The organism is Cupriavidus oxalaticus, assembly GCF_016894385.1.
Classification (GTDB): Bacteria; Pseudomonadota; Gammaproteobacteria; order Burkholderiales; family Burkholderiaceae; genus Cupriavidus; species Cupriavidus oxalaticus.
Map to the genome: position 1 here is coordinate 2,567,919 of NZ_CP069812.1, position 17,766 is coordinate 2,585,684.

Here is a 17,766-nt window from a genome sequence, read left to right on the forward strand (position 1 = left end):
CATCTGGCCTATCGCAGCGGTAATGCCGGCAGCGCGCCTTCGCCATTCCAAATTCCTACTTTCTTATTCAGGAAAACAGTTCAGATGAAAATCGCACAGGAACTCCGCGTCGGTAACGTGTTCATGATCGGCGGCGATCCGATGGTCGTGCAGAAGGCCGAGTACAACAAGTCGGGCCGCAACGCAGCCGTGGTCAAGATGAAGTACAAGAACCTGCTGACCGACGCCCCGGGCGAGTCGGTGTTCAAGGCAGACGACAAGTTCGAAGTCGTGGTGCTGGAGCGCCGCGAGTGCACCTACTCGTACTTCGCCGACCCGATGTACGTGTTCATGGACACCGACTACAACCAGTACGAAGTCGAGAAGGACAGCATGGGTGACTCGCTGAACTACCTCGAAGACGGCATGAACGTCGAAGTCGTGTTCTACAACGACAAGGCCATCTCGGTCGAGATGCCGACCACGCTGGTCCGTGAAATCGTCTACACCGAGCCGGCCGTCAAGGGCGACACCTCGTCGGGCAAGGTGCTCAAGGGTGCCAAGATCAACACCGGGTTCGAGCTGCAGGTGCCGCTGTTCTGCAACATCGGCGACAAGATCGAAATCGACACCCGTACCGGCGAATACCGCAGCCGCGCCAACTAAGGCGTGCGCAAGGTCCCGGCTGGTATAGCGGGACCGGCAAAGAAAAAGGCAGCCTGGGCTGCCTTTTTCTTTTTTTGTCCGCGCGCGGATCAGGCGATCAACTCGTACTCGCGCAGCGTGCGCAGCGCGGCGCGGTATTCGCCTTCGCCCTGCAGCTTGTTCCAGTCCATCGGCTTGCGGCGCGGAAAGAGCTTGCGGACGCGGCGCTGCGAGGCCTTGTCGATGCCAACGTCGAGTTCGGTCAGCAGTTGGTCGGCACGATCCGGGTGGTTGCAGATCAGCACCATGTCGCAGCCCGCCGCCAGCGCGGCGCGCGCGGCCTCGGTCACGTTGCCGGCCACGCTGGCGCCCTCCATGCTGAGGTCGTCGCTGAAAATCACGCCTTCGAAGCCCAGTTGCGTGCGCAGCACGTCCTGCAGCCAGTAGCGGGAGAAGCCGGCCGGATTCGGGTCGACCTTGGGATAGATCACGTGCGCGGGCATCACCGACGACAGGCCCAGGCCCAGCCATTCGTACGGACGCGCGTCCTGTTCGAGGATCTCGTCCAGCGTACGCTCGTCGACGGGGATCGCCACATGCGAGTCGGCCTCGACATAGCCGTGGCCGGGGAAGTGCTTGCCGCAGTTGCTCATGCCGGCCAGCAGCAGGCCGTGATTGAGGTGGCCGGACAGCATCGTCACCACGCGCGGGTCGGCGTGGAAGGCGCGGTCGCCGATCACGGCGCTGCGCCCGTAGTCGAGGTCCAGCACCGGCGTGAAGCTGAAATCGATGTCGCAGGCACGCAGCTCGGCCGCCAGCACGTAGCCGCATGCCACCGCGGCGCGCGTGGCCGCCAGGACATCGCGGTCCCACAGTTCGCCCAGCCGGTGCATCGCCGGCAAATGGGTAAAGCCATCGGTCTTGCAGCGCTGCACGCGGCCGCCTTCATGGTCGATGCAGATCAGCACGTCGTCGCGCACCGCGCGGATCGCGCGCGTCAGCGCCTGCAACTGCGCGCGCGATTCGAAGTTGCGCGCGAACAGGATCACGCCGCCGGTCAGCGGATGCGCGATGCGGCGCGCATCTTCCGTATCGAGCTGCTTGCCGACGACGTCGAGGACCACCGGGCCCGGCCGCTTGCCGGAGTTCTTCTTGGACATGGAAGGGGTGTTATTCACAAGGCTGTGGTTTGGGAAGCCGCCCCGCCGGTGCGCTCGGCAATGGCGAAGGCGACCGCATAGTCATGTTCGTCACTGACACTGACCCGCACGGTGAGGCCACGTTCCGCCAGCCATGCCGCCAGTTCGCCATGGCATACCGGCGACGGCTCGCCCGAAGGCAGGTTCATCAGCTCCATTGCGCGCCACGTCATCGGCCAGCGCATGCCCAGGCCGATGGCCTTGGAAAAGGCTTCCTTGGCGGCGAAGCGCGTGGACAGGAAGGCGAGGCCGCGCCTCTCGGAACGCGCCTTGCGCGCGTGATACTTGGCCAGCTCGCTGGGGCCGAGCACCTTTTCCGCGAAGCGGCCGTGCGTGCGTTCCATCACGCCCTGCACGCGGGCGATCTGGATGATGTCGGTGCCGACGCCGTAGATCACGCCGGCGCGCCTGCGACGGGATAACGCGTGCCGAGGCGCGCGGCGACCATGATGGCCTTCATCTCGCGCACCGCGTTCTGCCAGCCGACGAACACCGCATGCGCGACGATGGCATGGCCGATGTTCAGTTCCTTGATGCCGGGCAGCGCCGCGATGGGCTGGACATTGGTGTAGTGCAGGCCGTGTCCGGCGTTGACCACCAGGCCGTGCTTCACTCCCGCGTCGACACCCTCGGCGATGCGGCGGAATTCCACCGCCTGCTGGTCGGGCGACTGCGCATCGGCATAGGCGCCGGTATGCAGCTCGATCACCGGCGCGCCGCACGCGGCCGCCGCGGCGATCTGGTCGGGGTCGGCATCGATGAACAGCGACACGCGGATGCCGGCGCCGGCCAGCTGCGCGCAGGCCGCCTTGACCTGCTCGAAGCGCCCCGCCACATCGAGGCCGCCTTCGGTGGTCACTTCCTCGCGGCGCTCGGGCACCAGGCACACGTCCTGCGGGCGGATCTCGCAAGCGATATCGAGCATCTCCTGCGTGATCGCGCACTCCAGGTTCATACGCGTGGCCAGTTGCGGGCGCAGCGCGCGCACATCGGCGTCGCGGATATGGCGGCGGTCTTCGCGCAGGTGCAGCGTGATCAGGTCCGCGCCGGCTTCCTCGGCCTGCAGCGCAGCCTGGATGGGGTCGGGATACACGGTGCCGCGCGCGTTGCGCAGCGTGGCCACGTGGTCGATATTGACGCCAAGGTCGATGACGCCCGGATTTGCGTGGAAGATCATGCCAGCAGGAGAGATTCGGATTGGATTGGTTCGGTCACAGATACTGCAGGTCGATCAGTATCTGACGCGTTTTCAGCGGTTCGCCTTGCAGATAATAATGCAGCAGGAAGCGCATCAGCGCCCGGCTTTGCGCCGCGGTCTGCGCGCGGCCATAGTCGTCCTGCGCCATGTCGAGCAGCGTCTGGCCCGACACCACCGGCCAGGACGACGGGTCGCTCGGCTGGGCGCGGCGCACGCCGCGCTCGGGCTGGTAGACATAGTCGAGCCCCGGCTGCACGCGCTCACCGGTGCTCAGGCACTGGTCGAAGGCCACCGCGAAACCGGTGTCCTGCAGCAGCACGCGCTCGAAGCTGCGCAGCACCAGCCCGGCGGGCTCGCCATGCGCCAGCCGCGTGAGCGTGGCCAGGTAATGGCGGAACAGCGCGGGATACGCATCTTCGCGCGGGCAGAAGCGCATCACCAGTTCGTTGAGATAGAACGCGGACAGCAGCGCATCGCCGGCCAGCGGCGGCATGCCGCCGACCCATTCGGCCTTGGTCAGCGTCTTGACCTCGCCGCGGCCGCTCCACGACACCGAGACCGGATGGAAATGCTGCAGCACCGCGCGCAGCGCCGAATGCGGGCGCTTGGCGCCCTTGGCCACCATCGAGATGCGGCCATGGTCGCGCGTAAAGACATCGAGGATCAGGCTGGTCTCGCGATACGGCCAGGCATGCAGCACAAAGCCCGGCTGGTCGGCAACGCGCGACTCGGGCCGGGCCGGCACGATGCGCATGGCGCGGTCCATCATGGCGCGTGCCGCCGCCACATCGCCAACACCAGCCATGCCGGGCAGCGCCTTGCTGTCGAGCAGTTCGGCCGCCTCGTCCACCACCGGATCGGCGCGGCGGGCGCGGGGCGCCGGCGCGCGCGCGATGTCAGCCGTCTTGCTCAAGGGTCGCTCGCCTTTCGCTCGCAGTGCGCTCACTCGTAGCCGTAGGCCCGCAGTCCGGCTTCATTGTCGGCCCAGCCGCTCTTCACCTTGATCCACATTTCGAGGTAGACCTTGCCGTCGAACAGCTTTTCCATATCGAGGCGCGCCTCGGTGGAGATCTGCTTGAGCTTGCTGCCCTTGTTGCCGATGATCATGGCCTTGTGCGCGTCGCGCTCGACCAGGATGGTGGCAAAAACGCGGCGCAAGCGGCCCTCGGTCTCGAACTTGTCGATGACCACGGTGCTGGTGTACGGCAGCTCGTCGCCGGTCCAGCGGAACACCTTCTCGCGAATGATCTCGGAGGCGAGGAAGCGCTCGCTGCGGTCGGTCATCGCATCGGCGTCATACATCGGCTCGCCCTCCGGCAGGTAGGGCCGGATGATGTCGAACAGCCGCGCGATATGGTCGCGGGTCTTGGCCGACATCGGCACCACTTCGCGGAACGGGAACAGCTGCCCCATCTTTTCCAGGAAGGGCATCATCACTTCCGAGCGGTTCTCGCCGATGCGGTCGAGCTTGTTGGTCACCAGCAGCACCGGCGTGTTCTTCGGCAGCAGTGACAGCACCTTCTCGTCGTCGGCGCCGTAATAGCCGGCCTCGACCACGAACAGGATCAGGTCGACCGACGACAGCGTCGAGGTGACCGCGCGGTTCAGTGAACGGTTCAGCGCGCTGGCGTGGCGGGTCTGGAATCCGGGCGTATCGACGAACACATACTGCGCGTCATCCGTGGTCTGGATGCCGACGATGCGGTGCCGCGTGGTCTGCGCCTTGCGCGAGGTGATGCTGATCTTCTGGCCGACCAGCGCGTTCATCAGCGTGGACTTGCCCACGTTGGGGCGGCCGACGATGGCCACGGTGCCGCAGCGGAACGCCGCGGCCGGGGTATCCGCCGCGTCTTGCTGCGGATGGGTAGATTCGGTCATTCCTTCAACCTGAGAGACAGCTGCGGGTCCTGCGGCTGGGGTTGCTTGCGGGTCTTGCCGGTGCGCTCGGCGCGGCTGCGCTTGAGCAGCTGCGGCACCAGCTTCTGGACTTCGTCCAGCGCCAGCTTGGCGGCGGCCTGCTCCGCGGCGCGCCGCGAGGCACCGGTGCCGAACACCCGGACTTCCAGTTTAGGCACCGTGCACTCGACTTCAAACTGCTGGCTGTGCGCGGCCCCATGAGTGGCGATTACGTTATATTGCGGCAGGGCAATCTTGTGGCCCTGCAGGTATTCCTGCAGCAGGGTCTTGGCGTCCTTGCCCAGCGTGCGCGGGTCCACCTGCTCCAGGATCGGGATATAGAGCTTGCGGATCAGCGCGCGTGCGGCCTCGAAGCCGGTATCGAGGAAGACCGCGCCGACAATGGCTTCGAGCGCGTCGGCAAGAATCGACGGACGGCGGAAGCCGCCGCTCTTCAGTTCGCCCTCGCCTAGGCGCAGCGTGTCGGACAGCTGCAGCATCTGGGCGATCTCATACAGGGCCTGCTGCTTGACCAGGTTGGCGCGCACGCGCGACAGGTCGCCTTCGTCGAGCTTGCCGAACATGCCATAGAGCATGTCCGCCACGGCGCAGTTGAGCACCGAATCGCCCAGAAACTCGAGGCGTTCGTTGTGCTGGGCGCTGTGGCTGCGGTGCGTCAGCGCCTGCTGCAGCAATTCTGGCTTGCTGAATCGGTAGCCGAGTCGTTGCTGCAAGGCGTCGAGGTTCATATCAGTGCTGCGTTCCCGAATAGGTGATCAAAAGACTCAGGGGTCCGTAGACGGGCACTTCGGTCCGGTACGAAAAATCGACCGAGCGGATGTTGCCGTTTTCGTCCTCGCGAACCAGCAGGTCTTCGCCCTTGACTGCGGCAATCCGGTCGATGACTGCCTGTTTGTCGAAATACTCGACGACTTCACGTTTGTTGACTGCGCGCTGCTTCGCATAGCTGGCGGCGCGCTTCACCGAAAAATACTCCACCAGGCTCGGGATCGAGCGCACGGCCGGCAAGGCCACGCCGATCACGAAGACCACGACCACCAGTAGCGTCCAGACGGAAAAACCGCCCTGCCCGCGGCGCCGCGACCCGGCCTGCCCGTACTCCCGGCCTTGTTCTTTCCCCTTACCCTTCCCGGTCTGACCCATTTGCGCCTGTCCTCTATTGTGTTGAGTGTTCTTGCGCCGCGTGGAATTGTCTTATTTGAACGAGCCCACGCGTCCGAAATTGCCCAGGTTCATCCAGATGACAAAGGCCTTGCCAACGATATTCTCGTCCGCCACGAATCCCCAGTAGCGGGAGTCGAGGCTGTTGTCCCGGTTGTCGCCCATGACGAAATAGTGACCCGCAGGTACCTTGCACGTCACACCCTGCTGATTGTAAGTGCAGTTTTCCCGGTACGGGAAATCCGGGTCGGCGCCCGCCACGAACGCCGGCCGGTCGGCATCGTTAAGGATGCCATGGTCTACGCTGCCGGGCAGCTTTTCGCGAAAATGCTTGGAATACGCCAGGCGCTCTTCGTCCAGGAAATCCGGCAGCACGGTGTATTCGGCCGGCTTGCCGTTAATGGTCAGCCGCTTGTTGAAATACTGAACCGTGTCGCCCGGTATGCCGATGACGCGCTTGATGTAATCGAGCGACTGGTCCTTCGGGTAGCGGAACACCATCACGTCGCCGCGCTGGGGCTCGCGCATGTCCATGATTTTCTTGTTCACCACCGGCAGCCGGATGCCGTATTCGTACTTGTTGACCAGGATGAAGTCGCCGATCAGCAGCGTCGGGATCATCGAGCCCGACGGGATCTTGAACGGCTCGACCACGAACGAGCGCAGCACGAACACTGCCAGGATCACCGGGAAGAAGCTGGCCGAGTATTCCAGCCACCACGGCTGGCGCAGCTTCTCTTCGGCCAGGCGCTTGCGCGTGGCGTCCGCATCGGTCGCGCCAAAGCCGCCTTGCAGCGCCGCCTGGCGGGAATCGAATTCAGCCAGCGCCAGCCGCGCCGAGGCGCGGCGCTGCCGCTCGAACACGAGCTTGTCCGCGACCCACGCAACACCCGTAATCACCACCAGCACAAAAAGGATCAGTGCAAAATTCATGACGGCTTCTGGTTCTTGGAAATCCTGGTACAGCCTGTTCTGTTATCCGCGCGGCGAAGCGCCGCGCGTGGCATCGTGCTGCCGGTGCCTTACTTGTCGTCCACCTGCAGGATGGCCAGGAAGGCCTCTTGCGGGATCTCGACCGTACCGACCTGCTTCATGCGCTTCTTGCCGGCCTTCTGCTTTTCCAGCAGCTTCTTCTTGCGGCTGATATCGCCGCCGTAGCACTTGGCCAGCACGTTCTTGCGCAATGCCTTGACGTTCTCGCGCGCGATGATATTCGAGCCGATCGCCGCCTGGATCGCCACGTCGTACATCTGGCGCGGGATGATCTCGCGCATCTTGGCGGCAACTTCGCGGCCGCGGTACTGCGAGTTGGAGCGGTGCACGATCACCGACAGCGCATCGACCTTGTCGCTGTTGATCAGGATATCGACCTTGACCACGTCCGACGGGCGATATTCCTTGAACTCGTAGTCCATCGACGCATAGCCGCGCGACACCGACTTCAGGCGGTCGAAGAAGTCCATCACGATTTCCGCCATCGGGATCTCGTAGGTCAGCTGCACCTGCTTGCCGTGGTAGCTCATGTTGATCTGCGTGCCGCGCTTCTGCGTGCACAGCGTGATCACCGAGCCGACATATTCCTGCGGCATGTACAGGTTGACGGTAACGATCGGCTCCAGGATCGCCTCGATCTTGCTGGGGTCCGGCATTTTCGCCGGATTTTCCACCGTGATCATGGTGCCGTCGCGCATCTCGACCTGGTACACCACCGTCGGCGCGGTGGTGATCAGGTCCATGTCGAACTCGCGCTCCAGGCGTTCCTGCACGATTTCCATGTGCAGCAGGCCCAGGAAGCCGCAGCGGAAGCCGAAGCCCAGCGCCTGCGACACTTCCGGCTCGAACATCAGCGAGGCGTCGTTCAGGCGCAGCTTTTCCAGCGATTCACGCAGCGCTTCGTATTGGTTGGCCTCGACCGGATACAGGCCGGCGAACACCTGCGGCTTGACTTCCTTGAAGCCCGGCAGCGGCGCCTCGGCCTTGCGCTGCACGGTGGTGATGGTGTCGCCGACCTTGGCCGCCTTCAGTTCCTTGATGCCGGCGATGACAAAGCCCACCTGGCCTGCGGTCAGCGAATCGCGCTGGATCGACTTGGGCGTGAACACGCCCACCTGCTCGACCAGGTGCTGCGCGCCGGTGGCCATCAGCAGGGCCTTGTCCTTGGTGCGCAGCGTGCCGTTGACCACGCGCACCAGCATCACCACGCCGACGTAGTTGTCGAACCACGAATCGATGATCAGCGCCTGCAGCGGTGCGTCCGCGTCGCCCTTGGGCGGTGGCACCTTGGCGATCAGGGCCTCGATCACGTCCTGCACGCCCTGGCCGGTCTTGGCCGAGCACGGCGTGGCGTCCTGCGCGTCGATGCCGATGACGTCCTCGATCTCCTGGATCGCGTTGTCGGGGTCGGCCTGCGGCAGGTCGATCTTGTTCAGCACCGGCACCACTTCCACGCCCAGCTCGATCGCGGTGTAGCAGTTGGCCACGGTCTGCGCCTCAACGCCCTGCGAGGCGTCGACCACCAGCAGCGCGCCTTCGCAGGCGGACAGCGAGCGGCTGACTTCATAGCTGAAGTCGACGTGCCCCGGGGTGTCGATCAGGTTCAGGTTGTAGACCTGGCCGTCGCGCGCCTTGTAAGACAGCGCGGCGGTCTGCGCCTTGATGGTGATGCCGCGCTCTTTCTCGATATCCATCGAGTCGAGGACCTGCGCTTCCATCTCCCGATCCGACAGCCCTCCACAGAGCTGAATGATCCGGTCGGCCAGGGTGGACTTCCCATGGTCGATATGGGCAATGATCGAGAAATTACGGATATGGTCCATCTAGTGTTCAGGGGAGCGCCGGCAACAGGGCCCGGGCGGCAACAAACGGTTCGTCACAGTTCGAAAATGGCCCGGCGCCGCGCGCCGGCAGGCGTGCGCGGGCGTGCCGCAAAGGTCAGGGGTGCAATTTTTGCGCCAATCCGCAATTTTACCGGATTTTCAAAGGCTTCCGGGTCGTGAAATGGCCACGCCATATGCGTGCCAGGCGCATTCAGCGGCTGGCGCGGGCACCGCCGTGTGCTGCAAGCCACTCCCGCACCGCGCCGTCATCGACGAAATAGTGGCAAAGCTGCACGGCACCGCTGTCGAGCGCCTCCGGAGGCCCTGGCATCAATACCGGGACCAGTTCGCCGAAGCGGTCTTCCAGGCCGGCGTCGCTGTCGACATCCACCTCATGCAGCACGAAAGAAAAATCGCGCCGGAGGGATTCCAGCGCGACCTTCATGTCGTCGCACAGATGGCAGTATGCCCGGCCGTAAAGTGTCAGCGCGGGCGTCGGCACGGACACGCCATCAACGGCGAGCGGATCAACGGTTGGCGGTGGCACCCGGGCGCAGCGTCAGCACCTGGGTGGCGTCGCCGCGCCGCACGAACACCGCGGCGATCCGGCTCTTGTCCAGCCCGCGCACCAGCTCGTTGAACTGGCGGGCGTTGGTCACGTCGGTGTCGCCCAGGCGCAGGATGATGTCGCCCGGACGGATGCCGGCGCGCAGCGCGGGGCCGTCGGCCAGCTCCACCTCGACACCCGACTTGAGCTTGAGCTCCTTCAGGCGCGTATCGGGCAGGTCGTTGACCACCAGCCCCAGCGCGTTAGGCTTGCTGGCCTGTGCGCTGTCTTCCTTGGGCGCCGCGCTGCGGCTGGCGCGCGCCTTGCCGTCCGGCTCCAGCTCGGCAACGGTGATGGTGACCTCGCGCGTCGCGCCCTTGCGCCACAACTGCAGCGGCACGCGCGCGCCCGGCTTGGTATCGCCGACCATGCGCGGCAGGTCCGAAGCGCGCTCGATATCGCGGCCGTTGAACTTCAGGATGATGTCGCCGGCCTCGATCCCGGCCTTCTCGGCGGGGCCGCCCGGCTCGACGCTGCCAACCAGCGCGCCGCGCGCACGGCCCAGCCCCAGCGAGTCGGCCACTTCCTTGGTGACATCGCCGATCGCCACCGCGATGCGGCCGCGGGTCACGCGCCCGGCCGTCTTGAGCTGCTCCGACACGCGCATCGCCTCGTCGATCGGGATCGCGAAGGAGATGCCCATGTAGCCGCCGCTGCGGCTGTAGATCTGCGAGTTGATGCCGATCACTTCGCCGCGCAGGTTGATCAGCGGGCCGCCCGAGTTGCCGGGGTTGACCGCCACGTCGGTCTGGATAAACGGCACATAGTCGCCGGTATCGCGCCCCTTGGCCGAGACGATGCCGGCGGTCACGCTGTTATCCAGCCCGAACGGCGAGCCGATGGCCAGCACCCACTCGCCGGCGCGGACTTTCTCCGAGTCGCCCAGCGGCAGGCGCGGCAGGTTGTTGGCATCGACCTTCAGCAGCGCCACGTCGGTACGCTTGTCCGAGCCGATCAGCCTGGCCTTGAACTCGCGCTTGTCCGGCAGCGTCACGTAGATGGTCTCGGCGTCCGCCACCACATGCGCATTGGTCATCACATAACCATCGGCACTGATGATGAAGCCCGAGCCTACGCCGCGGCTCTGCTCTTCCTGTTGCGGCGGCTGCGGCTGCCCGCGGCGAGGCGGCGTGCCCGGGGCCGGCGCGCCCGGCATGGGCACGCCAAAGAAGCGCCGGAAGAACTCGGCCATCTCATCGTCGCCGGGGGCGCCGCCGCGCTGGCGCACGCGCTCGGTGGTGCGGATATTGACCACCGCTGGGCTGGCCTTTTCCACCAGGTCGGTGAAATCAGGCAGGTTGTAGCCGGTGGCGGCAGCCTGGGCGTGGCTGACTTCGGCCACGGTCGGACCGAGCACCAACATGGCAGCCATGACCACGGCACGCGCCAGGGCTGGAGATCTGAAAGTCATCGACAACTCCCGGGATTCAGCGAAAGAAGAAAAACCGATACGATCCCGTGGCTGGGACCCCTCGCGCAGGTTTCATGGGCCGGCACCCGGAATGGGCATTCCGAGGCGCCGGCTGCACCCGCGTCAGGCTCAGTGTACCGCCTTGGGCGGTCGGTACTCTACGGCCGTCGCAAACTGGCGCACGGTGCTCGCCGGCACCTCGCCGACCACGGTGATCCAGTAGTCGGCAATGCGGCGCACCACGACCTGGGTCGCGCCAAGCGCGGCCACGCCTTCCCGGCGCACGCGCTGCTCGGAAACCGGCTCGATGAAGACCGACAGGCCGGTCAGCCCGTCACTGTAGACCACCTGCAGGACCTCGAAGACCTGGCCGCGGCTGTTGCCGGGCGCCGACGCACGCAGCTCACCCAGCGGACGTCGCACCTCGCGGATCTTCTGGAAACCCTTCAGCGGCACGGTGATCGTCCAGCCTTCGTCGGCGATATTGGTCGGCTGGTAATTCACCTCGTAGTGGTTCCAGCCGCTGGCACTCTTGATGGCAGCAAGGATGCGCTGCTTTTCAGACGGCACCCCGATCTGGACTTGCGAGAATGCCACCTGCTCCAGCACCTTGCCGCCGTCGCCAACGGTCTGCGCACGCATCAGCAGGCCGGAATTCTTCTCGGCCCACAGGCGCACCGCATAGCGCGCGGCATCGTGCGGCTCCAGCGCGAACACCTCGCAATCCATGCCGGCCACCCGCTCCGCCGGCATCCTGCGCATGTCGTAAAGCTCGAGCACATCGTTCTTGTTGGTGGCAAGCAGCGCCGGGAAGCGGTCCTTGGCTTCCTGCTTCTCCACCACCACGAGCCTGGCTTCCGGAATCAGGCTATGCACCACGTCATTCTGGCGCAGCACCTCGCGCGGCTTGCCGTCCAGCGTTTCCAGGCGCTCGTACTCGTTGTTGACCAGGTCGCTGTAATGCTGGATGCGCGACGCATGCATGACGCTGCCGCGCTGGTAGATCAGCGTGCCAACGTAGTTTTCGCGTTGCGCGGCTTTGTGGATCTTGTTGAGCCAGGCGGTGGCGTCGCGTCGGTTCAGCGTACTGTCCGACGGCTGCGCGGTTGCCGCTGCAGCAGTCAGACACAAGGCCAGAAAAAGGGACCTACGCAGGGCCCCAATTCTCTGTGCGCCCGCTACATAGGCGGACGACCGTCCTTTATGCATGTCCGGCATTATTCCTGCGTATTTTCCTGAGAGAAGCTGGCGCCGTTGGCAACCGTGCGCATGGTCGGCACGAACGCATCCGTTGCCACCGACGTGCGATGGGCACGCAGGTATTCGTCCAGGCGCGGGTCGCGGATCATCTGGGTCTCGGCCACGGTAACAATGCCGGCAGCCGGCGCGGCTGTGGGCGCATCGGCGCGCGCCACCACGGCTTCGGGCGCGGCCAGGCCGGCGGGCCCGCGCATCTGCGGCACCACCACCCAGCTGACCGCCGCCACGGCAGCCGCGATCGCGGTACCCGGCAACGCGCGGCGCACCCACGACGGCCTGACCAGCAGGCGATGGCGGGCGCTGGCTTGCGCCACCGCCGGCACCAGCACGTGCGGCTCGGCTTCCAGGCGCGCGGAGAAGCGAGAGAGGAAATCGGCGGTGGAGCCCGCGTGCGTCAGGTCTTCCGAGCGCAGCGCATCACCGATCAACTGGTATGTGCTCCAGTCCGCCATGCCGGCATCGCCCTTCGCGAGATCGAGCACGGCATCGACTTCGTGCGGCGCGAGTTCGCCATCCATCAGAACGGAGATCTGCTCCGCTGCTTCCACTACATGAACCGACTGCTTATGAGCCTGACCCATTTCCCACCCCAAGACATTCCATTGAACACCGATAATCCCGTCTACTGCTGTCGCTTATCGATGCAGGAATAGGCTGCAACGCTGGCCGCACGACATCGTTCTTTGCTACCGAACTACTACCACCGGAACCACTACCACCGCTTGCCCTCTGCCGTTCCCAGCAGCGGACGCAATTTTTCGGCAATCGCCTCGCGCGCACGGAAGATCCGCGAGCGCACCGTGCCGATCGGACATCCCATCGCCTCCGCGATTTCCTCATAGCTGAGGCCCTCGATCTCGCGCAGCGTGATGGCGGTCCGCAATTCCTCCGGCAGTGCTTCCATCGCGCGGTTCACCGTCTCGGCAACCTGGCGCGTGTGGAGCATCGACTCCGGCGTATTGATATCCCTTAGTTGCTCACCGTCCGCAAAAGTTTCAGCCTCTTCCGCATCGATGTCGCTCGACGCTTCCGGGCGGCGGCCCTGGGTAGCAAGGTAGTTCTTGGCCGTGTTGACGGCGATCCGGTACAGCCACGTGTAGAAGGCGGACTCCCCGCGAAACTGGGGCAAGGCGCGATATGCCTTGATAAAGGCATCCTGCGCCACATCCTCGACTTCGGCGGGGTCCCTGACCAGGCGCGAAATCAGGCGAATGATCTTCCGATGGTATTTGGTCACCAGAAGTTCAAAGGCCCGCTTGTCGCCCTGCTGGACGCGTTCAACTAGGAGCTGATCGGCTTCGCGTTCGCTCACGTATGGCTCACCTGCAGTGTATCTCTTGGTTTGGTCGTCACGACAAACGTTGTATTTTACCTACGATCTCCGCCCCGCCCCGTCGAGCAACGCGCACCCTGTGACCGCGAATTAACAAACTCGTTCCCTTGCCGCCGTCTCCGGTTGCACCTGCAGTGCAACTCTGGCGGCCCGTTGCAACCGCCGCGAGAGCTCCGGCGACACAGCTTGCCAGGGGAGGAAAAGGGCGCCCGGCAGGCCGGACACACGGGAAGCCAGGCGCAAGACAGAGACGCCGCCCGCTTGCCAGAAGCCGCTCACCACGACTTCGTGGCGGCCGGCACCGGGTGCTTCAATACGGACCCGCAGCGGACCTTTGCCGTCGGGCGCCGGCAGCATCGCCGTGCAGCGCCAGCGCAGCCCACGCGTCCATCGGCGCCAGCTGCCCACAACTGCCACGCCGGCGACAACGGGCAGCAGCGCCAGCACGCCATGCCACCACAGCATGCCGGCAGGGCTGGCGGCAACGGTGTCGGCCAACGTGGAGGCGAGCAGCCCCACCGCAGCCGTTTCACCGGCGCAGAACACGAACAGGGCCCACCGCAACGGGTGGACCCTGTCCTGGCGCAGCCCGCGCAGGGCCCGCCTCAACCACGGATCAGACGCGGCGGAAGACAAGCGTGCCGTTGGTACCGCCGAAACCGAAGTTGTTCTTCACCGCAACGTCGATCTTCATCTCGCGCGCCGTGTTGGCCACGTAGTCCAGGTCGCATTCCGGATCCTGGTTGTCAATGTTGATCGTCGGCGGCGACACCTGGTTGTGCACGGCCAGCACGGTGAAGACCGATTCCAGGCCGCCCGCGCCGCCCAGCAGGTGGCCGGTCATCGACTTGGTCGAGTTCACCACCATCTTGTAGGCCTGGTCGCCGAACGCTGCCTTGATGGCGTCGGACTCGTTCTTGTCACCGAGCGGCGTGGAGGTGCCATGCGCGTTCAGGTAATGGACCTGGTCCGCATTGATGCCTGCGTCCTTCAGCGCGTTGACCATGCAGCGGCGCGGGCCGTCCATGTTCGGCGCGGTCATGTGGAACGCATCGCCGCTCATGCCGAAGCCGATCAGTTCGGCATAGATGCGCGCGCCGCGTGCCTTGGCCGACTCGTATTCTTCCAGCATCATCACGCCGGCGCCCTCGCCCAGCACGAAGCCGTCGCGGTCCTTGTCCCACGGGCGCGAGGCCGCGGCCGGGTCGTCGTTGCGGGTCGACAGCGCGCGGGCCGCGGCAAAGCCGCCGATACCCAGCGGCGACACCGTCGACTCGGCCCCGCCTGCCAGCATGGCATCGGCGTCACCGGCCTGGATCAGGCGGGCGGCCAGGCCAATGCTGTGCAGGCCGGTCGTGCACGCGGTCACGGCCGCCAGGTTCGGGCCCTTGATGCCGTGGATGATCGACAGGTGGCCGGCGATCATGTTGATGATCGAGCCCGGCACGAAGAACGGCGAAATGCGGCGCGGACCGCGCTCGGTCAGCACCGCTTTGGTCTCTTCGATCATCGGCAGGCCGCCGATGCCCGAACCGACCAGTACGCCGATGCGCTCGGCATTGGCTTCGGTCACTTCCAGGCCGCTGTCCTTCAGGGCCTGTGTACCCGCGGCGATGCCGTAATGGATAAACGTATCCATATTGCGGGCTTCCTTGGCCGGGATGTAGTCCTCGGCATTGAAGCCCTTCACTTCACCGGCGAAGTGCACGGAAAGCGCGGAGTGATCGAATTTGGTGATGGTGGCGATGCCGGACTTGCCGGCTACCAGGTTGGCCCAGCCTTCGGCAACCGTGTTTCCGACCGGAGACACAAGGCCAAGCCCAGTGACGACGACGCGACGACGGCTCACTATGTTTTCCTACGGGTGCGTGAAGAGGCAACGGAACGACGGATCAGCCTGCCACCGCGCCACGGGCGCGGCGTCCAGGCGCATTCCATTCTGCGTCTTCGAACAGACGAAAGCCACAGAAAACAGCAAGGCGAGGCCGCGACGGCCCGCCCACCTGCCTTCTGTGGCTCGGAATTCAGATACGACGGGCTCAGGCCTTGACGTGCGCGGTGGCGTAGTCGATAGCCTGTTGCACGGTCGTGATCTTTTCGGCTTCCTCATCGGGAATTTCCATGCCGAATTCATCTTCCAACGCCATCACGAGTTCAACCGTGTCCAGCGAGTCCGCACCGAGGTCGTTCACGAACGAGGATTCGTTCTTGATGTCTGCCTCGGCCACGCCAAGCTGTTCTGCCACGATTTTCTTGACGCGTTGTTCGATATTGTCCATGTAACCCTCCAGGGAAGTTCGACAAAAAGTGGGCGCATTTTAGCAGGTTTGGGACGACAGAAATGCCGCTCGCCAACCTTTGCAAGAATCGCGCCCGTTTGGTTCGGAAAACTACGACTTCACTACGGCTTCAGGCGGCTTCTTCCGGCTTTTTTCCGGAAAACCGCCACCCAAAACCGATTAATTCATGTACATCCCGCCGTTCACATGCAGCGTGGTGCCGGTGATATAGGCGGCTTGCGGACCGGCCAGGAAGGCCACCGCATTGGCGATATCCTCGGGCTGGCCCAACCGGCCCAGCGGGATCTGCTGCTTGAGCGAAGCATGCTGCTCTTCGGACAGCGCCTTGGTCATGTCGGTGTCAATGAAACCCGGCGCGACGCAGTTGACGGTCACATTGCGGCTGCCGATCTCGGCGGCCAGCGAGCGGGTCATCCCGGCCACGCCGGCCTTGGCGGCCGAGTAGTTCATCTGGCCGGGGTTGCCGACCGAGCCGACCACCGAAGTGATATTGATGATACGGCCCTGGCGGGCCTTCATCATCGGGCGCAGCACCGCGCGCGACAGCCGGAAGACCGAGGTCAGGTTGGTCTGGATGACCGCGACCCAGTCCTCGTCCTTCATGCGCATCGCCAGCTGGTCCTGGGTGATGCCGGCATTGTTGACCAGCACGCCGATGCCGCCATGGGTCTTCACGATCTCGTCGATCAGGGCATCGCAAGCGGCCGCGTCATTGACGTTCAGCACCGCGCCCTTGCCGTTCAGGCCTTCCGCGCCGAGGTATTCCGTGATGCCGGCAGCACCGGACTCGCTGGTGGCGGTGCCGATCACGGTGGCGCCCTGGCGGGCTAGTTCCAGCGCGATGGCGCGGCCAATGCCGCGCGAGGCGCCGGTGACCAGCGCAACCTGCTTGTCGAGAAGTTTGGTCATGCAGAATGTCCTTTCGTGCTCTTTTGTCCTGGCTTATTTCCCTGGCTTATTTCAGCAGCGCCAGCGTGTCCTGCAGCGAGGCCGGATCGAAGATCGCGCCGCCGGTCAGGTTGCCGTCGATGCGCTTGGTCATGCCGGCCAGCACCTTGCCCGGGCCGCATTCGATCACATGGGTGACGCCTTCGGCAGCCATCTTCTGCACACACTCGACCCAGCGCACCGGCGCCGCGGCCTGGCGCACCAGCGCGTCCTTGATCGCTTCCGGATCATCGACGATCGCAACGTCAACGTTGTTCACCAGCGGGATCGACGGCGCCGAGAACGCCAGCCCGGCCATCCGCTCGCGCAGGCGGTCCGAAGCGGGCTTGAGCAGCGACGAGTGGAACGGCGCTGACACCGGCAGCGGCAACGCGCGCTTGGCACCCTTGGACTTGGCGATCTCGCATGCCTTCTCGACCGCGCCCTTGTGGCCGGCGATCACGACCTGCAACGGGGCGTTGAAATTGACGGCTTCGACCACGCCGGAGGCAGCCGCTTCGGCGCACGCGGCACGGACGTCGTCATCGGACAAGCCCAGGATTGCAGCCATGCCGCCCTCGCCCACCGGCACGGCTTCCTGCATGGCCTGCGCGCGGAAACGCACCAGCGGCACCGCTTCGGCAAACGGGATCACGCCTGCAGCCACCAGGGCCGAGTACTCGCCCAGGCTGTGGCCGGCCACCAGTGCCGGAGCCGGGCCGCCGGCGTCCAGCCACGCGCGGTATAGGGCCACGGCAGCGGTCAGCATCACCGGCTGGGTATTGGCGGTCAGGTTCAGTTCTTCGGCGGGACCTTCGGCGATCAGGCGGCCGAGATCCTGACCCAGCGCGGTGGAGGCTTCTTCCACGGTGGCGCGCACGACGGCGTTATCCGCAAAGGCATTGAGCATGCCGACCGACTGCGAACCCTGGCCGGGAAATACGAAAGCGAATTTCATCGGATTGAAACCCTTTATGGAACGGGAAGCCGGCGCGGCGGCGCGCGGCGTTGGC

Annotated in this window: 20 protein-coding genes; 1 reads left to right on the forward strand and 19 read right to left on the reverse strand. The window is 65.0% G+C overall.

Annotation, left to right across the window (positions count from 1 at the left end):
* The first annotated feature begins 84 nt into the window (after positions 1-84).
* Entirely contained in the window at positions 85-645 is a 561-nt protein-coding gene (efp, locus tag JTE92_RS24285) for an elongation factor P (RefSeq protein ID WP_029046321.1), read from the forward strand.
* Positions 646-734: 89 nt separating this feature from the next.
* Here efp and nagZ read toward each other — a convergent pair whose 3' ends face one another.
* The 19 genes from nagZ to fabD form a co-directional block, all read right to left on the reverse strand.
* Positions 735-1,784: a beta-N-acetylhexosaminidase gene (gene nagZ, locus JTE92_RS24290; protein WP_063238284.1), complete on the reverse strand. Its 1,050-nt coding sequence runs from the start codon at positions 1,782-1,784 to the stop codon at positions 735-737.
* Positions 1,785-1,798: 14 nt separating this feature from the next.
* Positions 1,799-2,221: a holo-ACP synthase gene (gene acpS, locus JTE92_RS24295; protein ID WP_063238285.1), complete on the reverse strand. Its 423-nt coding sequence runs from the start codon at positions 2,219-2,221 to the stop codon at positions 1,799-1,801.
* Positions 2,218-3,000, reverse strand: a complete 783-nt coding sequence (gene pdxJ, locus JTE92_RS24300; RefSeq protein WP_063238286.1) for a pyridoxine 5'-phosphate synthase — start codon at positions 2,998-3,000, stop codon at positions 2,218-2,220. Before pdxJ ends, acpS begins: the two co-directional genes overlap by 4 nt.
* Before the next feature lie 34 nt (positions 3,001-3,034).
* Positions 3,035-3,934 (reverse strand): DNA repair protein RecO, encoded by a 900-nt coding sequence (recO, locus tag JTE92_RS24305; protein ID WP_063238287.1) that lies wholly within the window; start codon positions 3,932-3,934, stop codon positions 3,035-3,037.
* 29 nt (positions 3,935-3,963) lie between these two features.
* Positions 3,964-4,899, reverse strand: coding sequence for a GTPase Era (gene era / locus JTE92_RS24310; protein WP_029046316.1), 936 nt, complete (start codon positions 4,897-4,899; stop codon positions 3,964-3,966).
* Positions 4,896-5,666, reverse strand: a complete 771-nt coding sequence (rnc, locus tag JTE92_RS24315) for a ribonuclease III (RefSeq protein WP_029046315.1) — start codon at positions 5,664-5,666, stop codon at positions 4,896-4,898. Before rnc ends, era begins: the two co-directional genes overlap by 4 nt.
* Position 5,667: 1 nt before the next feature.
* Positions 5,668-6,081 carry a DUF4845 domain-containing protein gene (locus JTE92_RS24320; RefSeq protein ID WP_063238288.1) on the reverse strand — a complete coding sequence of 138 codons (414 nt, stop codon included), beginning with the start codon at positions 6,079-6,081 and terminating at the stop codon, positions 5,668-5,670.
* 51 nt (positions 6,082-6,132) lie between these two features.
* Entirely contained in the window at positions 6,133-7,032 is a 900-nt protein-coding gene (gene lepB, locus JTE92_RS24325) for a signal peptidase I (protein WP_063238289.1), read from the reverse strand.
* 89 nt (positions 7,033-7,121) lie between these two features.
* The gene (lepA, locus tag JTE92_RS24330) at positions 7,122-8,915 is read right to left on the reverse strand and encodes a translation elongation factor 4 (RefSeq protein ID WP_063238290.1); all 1,794 of its coding nucleotides are present in this window, start codon (positions 8,913-8,915) and stop codon (positions 7,122-7,124) included.
* Between the two features lie 211 nt (positions 8,916-9,126).
* Positions 9,127-9,360 (reverse strand): glutaredoxin family protein, encoded by a 234-nt coding sequence (locus JTE92_RS24335; RefSeq protein WP_063238291.1) that lies wholly within the window; start codon positions 9,358-9,360, stop codon positions 9,127-9,129.
* 82 nt (positions 9,361-9,442) lie between these two features.
* Positions 9,443-10,933 carry a DegQ family serine endoprotease gene (locus JTE92_RS24340; RefSeq protein ID WP_063238292.1) on the reverse strand — a complete coding sequence of 497 codons (1,491 nt, stop codon included), beginning with the start codon at positions 10,931-10,933 and terminating at the stop codon, positions 9,443-9,445.
* A 129-nt stretch (positions 10,934-11,062) separates the two neighbouring features.
* Complete coding sequence (locus tag JTE92_RS24345; RefSeq protein WP_063238352.1) at positions 11,063-12,142, reverse strand: MucB/RseB C-terminal domain-containing protein; 1,080 nt, start codon at positions 12,140-12,142, stop codon at positions 11,063-11,065.
* Positions 12,143-12,150: 8 nt separating this feature from the next.
* Entirely contained in the window at positions 12,151-12,774 is a 624-nt protein-coding gene (locus JTE92_RS24350; RefSeq protein WP_063238293.1) for a sigma-E factor negative regulatory protein, read from the reverse strand.
* A 131-nt stretch (positions 12,775-12,905) separates the two neighbouring features.
* Positions 12,906-13,505: an RNA polymerase sigma factor RpoE gene (rpoE, locus tag JTE92_RS24355; protein ID WP_010814682.1), complete on the reverse strand. Its 600-nt coding sequence runs from the start codon at positions 13,503-13,505 to the stop codon at positions 12,906-12,908.
* Positions 13,506-13,616: 111 nt separating this feature from the next.
* Positions 13,617-14,090 (reverse strand): hypothetical protein, encoded by a 474-nt coding sequence (locus JTE92_RS24360; protein WP_232353314.1) that lies wholly within the window; start codon positions 14,088-14,090, stop codon positions 13,617-13,619.
* Positions 14,091-14,142: 52 nt separating this feature from the next.
* The gene (gene fabF, locus JTE92_RS24365) at positions 14,143-15,375 is read right to left on the reverse strand and encodes a beta-ketoacyl-ACP synthase II (RefSeq protein ID WP_063238294.1); all 1,233 of its coding nucleotides are present in this window, start codon (positions 15,373-15,375) and stop codon (positions 14,143-14,145) included.
* A gap of 190 nt (positions 15,376-15,565) precedes the next feature.
* On the reverse strand, positions 15,566-15,805 hold the full coding sequence (gene acpP / locus JTE92_RS24370) for an acyl carrier protein (protein WP_008644813.1): 240 nt from the start codon (positions 15,803-15,805) through the stop codon (positions 15,566-15,568).
* 180 nt (positions 15,806-15,985) lie between these two features.
* Positions 15,986-16,735, reverse strand: a complete 750-nt coding sequence (gene fabG / locus JTE92_RS24375) for a 3-oxoacyl-ACP reductase FabG (RefSeq protein WP_029046304.1) — start codon at positions 16,733-16,735, stop codon at positions 15,986-15,988.
* A gap of 46 nt (positions 16,736-16,781) precedes the next feature.
* Complete coding sequence (gene fabD / locus JTE92_RS24380) at positions 16,782-17,711, reverse strand: ACP S-malonyltransferase (protein WP_063238295.1); 930 nt, start codon at positions 17,709-17,711, stop codon at positions 16,782-16,784.
* Between the last annotated feature and the right edge of the window lie 55 nt (positions 17,712-17,766).

Bases quoted from the DNA above. Each gene is read 5' to 3' on its own strand.
- fabG (WP_029046304.1), bottom strand. From the start codon at position 16,735: ATGACCAAACTTCTCGACAAGCAGGTTGCGCTGGTCACCGGCGCCTCG.
- JTE92_RS24320 (WP_063238288.1), bottom strand. From the start codon at position 6,081: ATGGGTCAGACCGGGAAGGGTAAGGGGAAAGAACAAGGCCGGGAGTAC.
- fabD (WP_063238295.1), bottom strand. From the start codon at position 17,711: ATGAAATTCGCTTTCGTATTTCCCGGCCAGGGTTCGCAGTCGGTCGGC.
- JTE92_RS24340 (WP_063238292.1), bottom strand. From the start codon at position 10,933: ATGACTTTCAGATCTCCAGCCCTGGCGCGTGCCGTGGTCATGGCTGCC.
- efp (WP_029046321.1), top strand. From the start codon at position 85: ATGAAAATCGCACAGGAACTCCGCGTCGGTAACGTGTTCATGATCGGC.
- JTE92_RS24335 (WP_063238291.1), bottom strand. From the start codon at position 9,360: ATGAAGGTCGCGCTGGAATCCCTCCGGCGCGATTTTTCTTTCGTGCTG.
- pdxJ (WP_063238286.1), bottom strand. From the start codon at position 3,000: ATGATCTTCCACGCAAATCCGGGCGTCATCGACCTTGGCGTCAATATC.
- rnc (WP_029046315.1), bottom strand. From the start codon at position 5,666: ATGAACCTCGACGCCTTGCAGCAACGACTCGGCTACCGATTCAGCAAG.
- nagZ (WP_063238284.1), bottom strand. From the start codon at position 1,784: ATGTCCAAGAAGAACTCCGGCAAGCGGCCGGGCCCGGTGGTCCTCGAC.
- lepA (WP_063238290.1), bottom strand. From the start codon at position 8,915: ATGGACCATATCCGTAATTTCTCGATCATTGCCCATATCGACCATGGG.
- JTE92_RS24350 (WP_063238293.1), bottom strand. From the start codon at position 12,774: ATGGGTCAGGCTCATAAGCAGTCGGTTCATGTAGTGGAAGCAGCGGAG.
- acpP (WP_008644813.1), bottom strand. From the start codon at position 15,805: ATGGACAATATCGAACAACGCGTCAAGAAAATCGTGGCAGAACAGCTT.
- era (WP_029046316.1), bottom strand. From the start codon at position 4,899: ATGACCGAATCTACCCATCCGCAGCAAGACGCGGCGGATACCCCGGCC.
- lepB (WP_063238289.1), bottom strand. From the start codon at position 7,032: ATGAATTTTGCACTGATCCTTTTTGTGCTGGTGGTGATTACGGGTGTT.
- JTE92_RS24345 (WP_063238352.1), bottom strand. From the start codon at position 12,142: ATGCATAAAGGACGGTCGTCCGCCTATGTAGCGGGCGCACAGAGAATT.